Origin of the sequence: Moorena sp. SIO4E2, assembly GCF_010671945.1 — a bacterium.
In the GTDB taxonomy this organism is placed as follows: domain Bacteria; phylum Cyanobacteriota; class Cyanobacteriia; order Cyanobacteriales; family Coleofasciculaceae; genus Moorena; species Moorena producens.
Genome location: NZ_JAAHIE010000396.1, coordinates 1 through 6,974 on the forward strand (window position 1 = coordinate 1; position 6,974 = coordinate 6,974).

A 6,974-nucleotide genomic window follows, 5' to 3' on the forward strand; every position below is an offset into this window, starting at 1 on the left:
GGCACCCCAGGCAGCTTCAGCTTTAAATTGGAACTGGAGTTATTCTGCTCCTGGTATCGAAGCCAGTGGTACTTTCACTACTAATGATACTCCTGATGATTTGGGTTTTTTCCTGATTTCTGAAATTACTGGCACCCGCAACACCGAAACAATTACTGGTTTGCAACCTACTGGTACTTCTACACCGGGAAACGAACCTTTCGAGGTTGACAATTTAATTAGTATTGATGGTAATCAGTTAACAACTGACGGCTTTGGGTTTTCCACCTCAGCTGGAAACTTTGTTAATGTCTTTTTCGCTAGTTTTTTGCAGCCCCCTAGTTTTTTTGAAATTTTTTCAGCACCGCCATTTATCACTGGTTTTGAAAATTTTGGACCAGAAGATAGCGAGTTGCCGATTAGTTTTTCTGCGAAACCGGTGATTGTCCCTGAACCCACTCATAGTATAAGTATCTTTACCCTTGCCATTCTCGGCTTAGCTTCAACCATCAAACGTAAGCTGAAACCTTCCCCATCTAAACAAAAGGTTTAGCCTCAATTACTCATCAGTAATAAAAAACTGATTTGTGAGTAAGGTATTAGGAAAGGGAGTAGGGAGTAGGGAGTAGGGAGTAGGGAGTAGGGAGTAGGGAGTAGGTACCGGTGCATCTCAGTTTTGAAATTAGGCAAAAGTGAGATGCACCCAACAGGCAATAATTAATCGAGTATAAAGGGATTTTGGGTAATGTAAAAAGCGGTAATATTTTTATTAAATTACTACAGGAAATGCTATACTAAATCGAAATGCTATACTAAATTAGTATTGGTGTTCATAAGCTATTTATAAATGCTATAGCAGTGAGTAATAACAACGATAGATTAGACCGGATTGAAGCAGTGGTGGAGTCATTAGCCCGTTCTGTACTAGCTCTTGCTAATGACCATCAACAGAGAATTCATACCATTGAAAATGTTGAAGCAGTGGTGGAGTCATTAGCTCGTTCTGTAGAAGCTCTTACTAATGATCATCAACAGAGAATTCAGACCATGGAAGAGGTTGAAGCAGTGGTGCAGTCATTAGCTCGTTCTGTAGAAGCTATTGCCAATGACCATGGAGAGAGAATTCAGACCATGGAAGAGGTTGTCAATAGAGTTACCAGAGTTGAGGAAGGATTGACTCGGATGTTAATAGCTATCGATGATGACCGTCCCACTATTCTCAGGAAACTTAACACCATTGAAAATAAGCTGGATAGTTTACTAGAAGGGAACCAAAACAATTGATATAAATCTCCCTTGCCCCTTTTGCTTAAGCATTCAGCTATCAGCCCTCAGCTGACCGCTGATAGCTGAGGGCTGATAGCTTAGATTTAAGCTGGTTGAGATTTAGTCAATAATTTCAGAATTTCTACAATCTCACCCTGTCGGTTAGACAGTTGTTCCTGTCGCTGGGAAAGTTGTTCTTGTCGCTCATCTAAGTTCTCCATTAGGCCATACATTCGGGATTGACTTTGAGCTAAATTAGACTGAGAGTTTGCTAAATCGGCCATCACAGAATACAGTCGAGCGCGATCCCGTTTGAACTCATTAACAGTATCGGTTAGAGCTTCGATAGCACGAGCATTGGAATCGGTTCTTTGACGAAGCTGTTCAATTCTGTGACCGAGCTGTTCAATCTGTTGGTCGATGCGCTCAATGGCAGTAAATAAAAGGTTGAAACGGGTATCAAACTGGTCTGAGTTTGTCATTTACTTTGCTGCAATAGTGTGTAGTGTTTTATCAAGATCTGTAAGCTATCAGCTGAACGCGATCGCGTGCGCGTAGCGCTTAAGCTGATAGCTTACGCTAGTGGTTATAAACCCTAATTAGATTGAGTCAATAATTTCAGAATTTCTACAATCTCCCCCTGTCGGTTAGACAGTTGTTCCTGTCCCTGAGAAAGTTGTTCCTGTCGCTCATCTAAATTTTCCATAATGCCATACATTCGGGATTGACTGTCCGCTAAATTAGCCTGAGATTGAAATAAATTAGACTGAGATTGTGCTAAATTAGCCATTACAGAATACAGTTGAGAGCGATGGCCTTTGGCCACGCTACGCGAACGCGTTTGAACTCATTGACAGTATCGGTTAAAGCTTCAATGGCACGAGCATTAGAATCGGTTCTTTGACGAAGCTGTTCAATTTGTTGGCTAATCTGCTCGATCGCAGTTAGTAAAAGATTGAAACGGGTATCAAACTGGTCTGAGTTTGTCATTTGCTGCAATAGTGTTTAGTGTTTTCTCAATAGCTATAAGCAGTCAGCTGACTGTTTATAGCTAAATCCTCACCCTAGTGGTTCTAAATCCTAATTAGATTTAGTCAGTAACTTCATAATTTCTACAATCTCACCTTGTCGCTGGGAGAGTTGTTCCTGTCGCTCATCTAAGTTGGCCATCATGCCATACATTCGGGATTGATTTTGAGCTAAATCTGCCATCAAAGAGTATGCTTGAGCGCGATCTCGTTTGAACTCATGGACAGTATTGGTTAGAGCTTCAATGGCACGAGCATTAGAATCGATCCTGTGACCGAGCTGTTTAATCTGTTGGTTGGTCTGCTCGATGGCACGAGCATTGGAATCGGTTCTTTGACCGAGCTGTTCAATCTGTTGGGTGATCCGCTCGAAGGCAGTTAGTAAAAGGTTGAAACGAGTATCAAACTGGTCTGAGTTTGTCATTTGCTTTGCTGCAATAGAATGTTTACGATAGTAGTTATCAATTGGTTGAAGTACGTTTTGGATTTTAGGTAACAGGCAATAGGGCATAAAATAAAAAATCTGTGTAAATCCTAAGTAGTATCACCGCTATTATTTTGATTAAACTAGTGTAGATTCTGTTTATGGTGTTATTTTTATAGTGTGATTTGCGATTACACGCTGTGAATGTTAATTTTTACCATTGCTCTATTAGAACGGGTTTTTACTACTTATGATTTACCAGATGATTTACCTTGGGCAAAAGGCCACGCTACGCGAACAAGTTTATTTCCTTATTAAGGAAATGCTGTGGGATTTAGTTCACGGTGGCAAGGAGCAATTATTACTACCTAATCCCTACTTCCTAAAACCCAGTAATTTGTACTTAAAGTAATTGATTGAGCCATATATAATTATACACTATACTTGTCAATATTGACAAGTATTAAAATTAGTAATTACTAATAGATAACTAACTGCAATAATGAGTTATTATAAAACCAACAATTACTAGTAAAATTGTAACGGGCAAGATGCCCGTTATACTCCCGACTACCGTTAGCTGTCAGCCGTCAGCTGTTAGCCGTCAGCTGAAAATAAACCTCGTTTAGGATTGCTATAACTGATAGCTGATAGCTGTTCGCGTAGCGTGCGCGTAGCGCTTAAGCTGATAGCTGATAGCTGATAGCTGATAGCTGATAGCTGATAGCTGATAGCTGATAACTGATAGCTGATAGCTGATAGCTGATAGCTGATAGCTGATAGCTTACCTATTCCCTATTTCTGTAAACTATAAAGTGGTGATCAAAAATTTGCCAGCAAGATTATTGTCTAAGATCAAGAAAATTGGTGGATTCTAAAACTCCGACAGTAGTTGCCCTAATTCCAGCCCGGGCTGGTTCCAAACGAGTACCTGGTAAAAATATTCGTCGTTTAAAAGGGCATCCGTTAATTGCTTATACTATTGCTGCTGCAACTCAAAGCCAAGTGTTCTCAGCCGTGATTGTTTCCACTGACTCAGAAGAGGTGGCGGAAATTGCTCGTTACTATAGCGCTGATGTACCATTTTTGCGTCCGCCAGAGTATGCTACCGACAAGTCACCAGATATTGAGTGGATTGATTACACCCTGAGGCATTTGAGTAATCTGGGGCGAGACTTTGATTGCTTCAGCATCCTGCGACCAACCAGTCCTTGTCGCCAACCCCAGACGATTCAACGAGCTTGGCAAGCGTTTTTGGCTCAAGCTGATCAAGTAGACTCCTTACGGGCAGTAGAGAAATGCCAGCAGCATCCTGGGAAAATGTGGGTACTCAACGGCAGCCTGATGAAACCGTTGCTTGAGCAGAACACTTTTGAATTAGGCAATTGTCAGGTTAACCATAACCTCCAACCCCCCAACCTACCCTTCTCGAACCCCAAAGGCCAACAACCTTGGCCAAAAGGCCACGCTACGCGAACAACCTTCAACCAGCTAACCACCCAACCAGCCAACCTTGGCCAAAAGGCCACGCTACGCGAACAACCTTCAACCCCCCAACCTTCAACCCCCCAACCTTCAACCCCCCAACCTTCAACCCCCCAACCTTCAACCCCCCATACCCCCTGGCATAGTACTCCCTATCAGGCCTTGCCAGAGGTCTATGTGCAAAATGCTAGCTTAGAAATTGCTTGGTCAAGAGTAGTGCTGGAAGAGTATACAATTGCTGGAAAGGTGATTATGCCATTTATTACCCATGATCATGAGGGATTAGATATTAATGACTTGAAAGATTGGTGGTATGTGAACTATTTAATAGAACAGGGAGACGCTCACTTACCTCTCGTCTGTCAAAAACCAATTTAGTTATATTTATTAAATGACAAATCTATCTCTAGTCCCGTTTCGGGAGTTTGAACGCCTGAAGGATTTAGACATTACTCCCGAAACTCATACTGAGCTTTTTGCTACCTACTGTCGAATCAATACTTTATATATGATAAAACAGGCTGGTTCAGGGCATATTGGTAGTAGTTTTAGTAGTTTAGATATTGTTTGTTGGCTGTTTTTAAATGAATTACGGGTTAGGAAAACTAACTCTAATCAACCACGGGATATTTATTTTTCCTCTAAGGGTCACGATGTACCGGGTTTTTACTCGGTTTTGATTGGCCATGGTTTGCTGGAGTTTGAGCGTATCCATAGCTTGAGGCGGTTAGATGGACTTCCTGGTCATCCAGATATTTCGATTCCGTTGTTGGAAACGAATACTGGTTCCTTGGGAATGGGGGTTTCTAAGGCTAAGGGGATGATTAGCGCAAATCGGCTGATGGGTCGAGAGGGAAATGTTTATATATTAACTGGGGATGGGGAGTTGCAGGAGGGTCAGTTTTGGGAGTCTCTCCAACCAGCAGCAAATCTGGGATTCCATGAGATGACTGTGATTGTGGATCATAATAAAATCCAGTCCGATACTTGGGTGTCCCAAGTGAGTGACTTGGGGGACTTGGAACGGAAGTTTGCGGCCTATGGCTGGTATGTTGAGCGCTGTGATGGTAATGATGTCAAGGCTTTAGGGAATGCGATCGCAAAATTGAAAGCAGTCACTAACCAGCCCAAAATCCTGATTGCTGACACCATTAAGGGCAAAGGAATCTCCTTTATGGAACACACGGCCATCAGACCAGAAGACAACTTATATCACTTCCATAGTGGCGCACCGGATGATGAAGCCTACACGACCGGAGTCGCAGAACTAATTGCTGCTGCCAATACCCAATTGGAACAAGTTGGAGCATCCCCCTTAGCATTGGAGATGCTATCCTATGCCAAACCTGCTGTAGCTGATGGGGCGCAACGACTGGTTAGTGCCTATTCCAAAGCTTTGGTTACCCAAGCAGAACGGAATCAAGACCTGGTGGTACTCGATGCGGATTTAATGCTCGATTGTGGCTTGATTCCCTTTAAAGACAAGTTCCCGAAACGGTTCTTTGAGTGTGGCATTGCCGAACAAGATATGGTATCCCAGGCCGGGGGGATGGCACTGAAAGGGTTACTGCCGATCGTGCATTCCTTTGCTTGTTTCCTATCCACCAGACCCAATGAGCAAATCTATAATAATGCTACCGAACGGACTAAGATTATTTATGTTGGCTCCCTAGCTGGGTTGCTACCCGGTGGTCCTGGTCATTCTCACCAATCGGTAAGGGATATTTCTGCCCTAGGAGCGATACCGAATATGGTGATGATTGAACCAGCTAATGAAGCAGAAGTATCCCTAGCTCTAGACTACTGTTTGCATCGAACTATCAGTAGTTGCTATATCAGGCTAGTCTCGATCCCCTGTCAGATTCCCTATCAATTGCCAGAGGATTATCAGTTGGAGTTGGGTCAGGGGATTGCCTTAACTGAGGGGCAAGACGCTATTTTATTTGGTTACGGTCCCGTGCTGCTGCCACAAGCCTATCAAGCTGCCCAGTTATTGGCTCAGAATCACGGTATCACCCTAAAAGTAGTCAATTTGCCTTGGCTAAATTTTGTGGATTTAGACTGGTTGGAACAAATCCTCCAAGGTTACTCCTGGGTGTTTACCCTGGATAACCATTATGTAATAGGAGGACAGGGGGATCGGATTGTAAGTGGGTTGGCAGAATTAGGATTGTCTGGGCAAATACAGGTCAGGCAATTTGGAGTATTTGATATTCCGAAATGCGGTCAAAATCAGGAAGTGCTTCGTGCTCATGGGCTGGATGCTGAAAGCTTAGCATTTGAGATTAATAAAACTATGATGTAGCATTTTTATTTAAGTTGTGAATATACTCCCTCAAGCCAAGGCAAGAGGCAAGAGGCAAGAGGCAAGATAAGCATTCAGCCGTCAGCTGTCAGCCGTCAGCTTACTTAAAATCAACCTTCTTGAACGGGAGAATTTAATAGTTCGAGATTAATCAGAATGGAAAGTATGGGGAAAAGCACATCTAAGCATATGCGCTACGCGCATATGCTGAAAAATGATAGCTGAAAAATGATAGCTGATAGCTGATAGCTGATAGCTGATAGCTGAAAAATGATAGCTGAAAAATGATAGCTGATAGCTGATAGCTGATACAGGGTAAGCGCAAGAATCAATAAGCTGTAGCTTATTGAGAAAAAACTGGGTTCATTCTCAACTATTAAACTCTATTGAGAATCAAGTTCTACGAGATTATAGGGGTTTCGAGCCACGATCAACCGATATCCAGCCAATGCACATTATGGGCAATTTTTTCTTGCGCTTACCCTGG

General features: G+C 42.6%; 9 protein-coding genes. 4 read left to right on the plus strand and 5 right to left on the minus strand.

The window, feature by feature from the left end:
* Positions 1-532 (plus strand): PEP-CTERM sorting domain-containing protein (locus F6K37_RS28475; protein ID WP_287253793.1); only part of this gene is annotated, 532 nt, incomplete at its 5' end.
* A gap of 305 nt (positions 533-837) precedes the next feature.
* A complete protein-coding gene (locus F6K37_RS28480; RefSeq protein ID WP_008181906.1) occupies positions 838-1,263 on the plus strand; it encodes a hypothetical protein in 426 nt (141 codons plus the stop codon).
* 86 nt (positions 1,264-1,349) lie between these two features.
* On the opposite strand, the gene F6K37_RS28485 is transcribed toward F6K37_RS28480, so the two are convergent.
* The 4 genes from F6K37_RS28485 to F6K37_RS28500 form a co-directional block, all read right to left on the minus strand.
* Entirely contained in the window at positions 1,350-1,727 is a 378-nt protein-coding gene (locus F6K37_RS28485; RefSeq protein ID WP_287253795.1) for a hypothetical protein, read from the minus strand.
* A gap of 113 nt (positions 1,728-1,840) precedes the next feature.
* On the minus strand, positions 1,841-2,035 hold the full coding sequence (locus tag F6K37_RS28490; RefSeq protein ID WP_008181903.1) for a hypothetical protein: 195 nt from the start codon (positions 2,033-2,035) through the stop codon (positions 1,841-1,843).
* Entirely contained in the window at positions 2,035-2,235 is a 201-nt protein-coding gene (locus F6K37_RS28495; protein ID WP_008181902.1) for a hypothetical protein, read from the minus strand. Before F6K37_RS28495 ends, F6K37_RS28490 begins: the two co-directional genes overlap by 1 nt.
* A gap of 90 nt (positions 2,236-2,325) precedes the next feature.
* Positions 2,326-2,697, minus strand: coding sequence for a hypothetical protein (locus F6K37_RS28500; RefSeq protein WP_287253797.1), 372 nt, complete (start codon positions 2,695-2,697; stop codon positions 2,326-2,328).
* Between the two features lie 867 nt (positions 2,698-3,564).
* Here F6K37_RS28500 and F6K37_RS28505 point away from each other — a divergent pair.
* On the plus strand, positions 3,565-4,560 hold the full coding sequence (locus F6K37_RS28505; protein WP_287253798.1) for an acylneuraminate cytidylyltransferase family protein: 996 nt from the start codon (positions 3,565-3,567) through the stop codon (positions 4,558-4,560).
* Positions 4,561-4,573: 13 nt separating this feature from the next.
* A complete protein-coding gene (locus F6K37_RS28510) occupies positions 4,574-6,487 on the plus strand; it encodes a thiamine pyrophosphate-binding protein (RefSeq protein ID WP_008181893.1) in 1,914 nt (637 codons plus the stop codon).
* Positions 6,488-6,681: 194 nt separating this feature from the next.
* Here F6K37_RS28510 and F6K37_RS28515 read toward each other — a convergent pair whose 3' ends face one another.
* Positions 6,682-6,819, minus strand: coding sequence for a hypothetical protein (locus tag F6K37_RS28515; RefSeq protein WP_287253801.1), 138 nt, complete (start codon positions 6,817-6,819; stop codon positions 6,682-6,684).
* Positions 6,820-6,974: the final 155 nt, after the last annotated feature.

What these genes read in the sequence shown, in the direction of transcription:
- F6K37_RS28485 (WP_287253795.1), bottom strand. Translation starts at nt 1,727, where the DNA reads ATGACAAACTCAGACCAGTTTGATACCCGTTTCAACCTTTTATTTACT.
- F6K37_RS28490 (WP_008181903.1), bottom strand. Translation starts at nt 2,035, where the DNA reads ATGGCTAATTTAGCACAATCTCAGTCTAATTTATTTCAATCTCAGGCT.
- F6K37_RS28495 (WP_008181902.1), bottom strand. Translation starts at nt 2,235, where the DNA reads ATGACAAACTCAGACCAGTTTGATACCCGTTTCAATCTTTTACTAACT.
- F6K37_RS28500 (WP_287253797.1), bottom strand. Translation starts at nt 2,697, where the DNA reads ATGACAAACTCAGACCAGTTTGATACTCGTTTCAACCTTTTACTAACT.
- F6K37_RS28510 (WP_008181893.1), top strand. Translation starts at nt 4,574, where the DNA reads ATGACAAATCTATCTCTAGTCCCGTTTCGGGAGTTTGAACGCCTGAAG.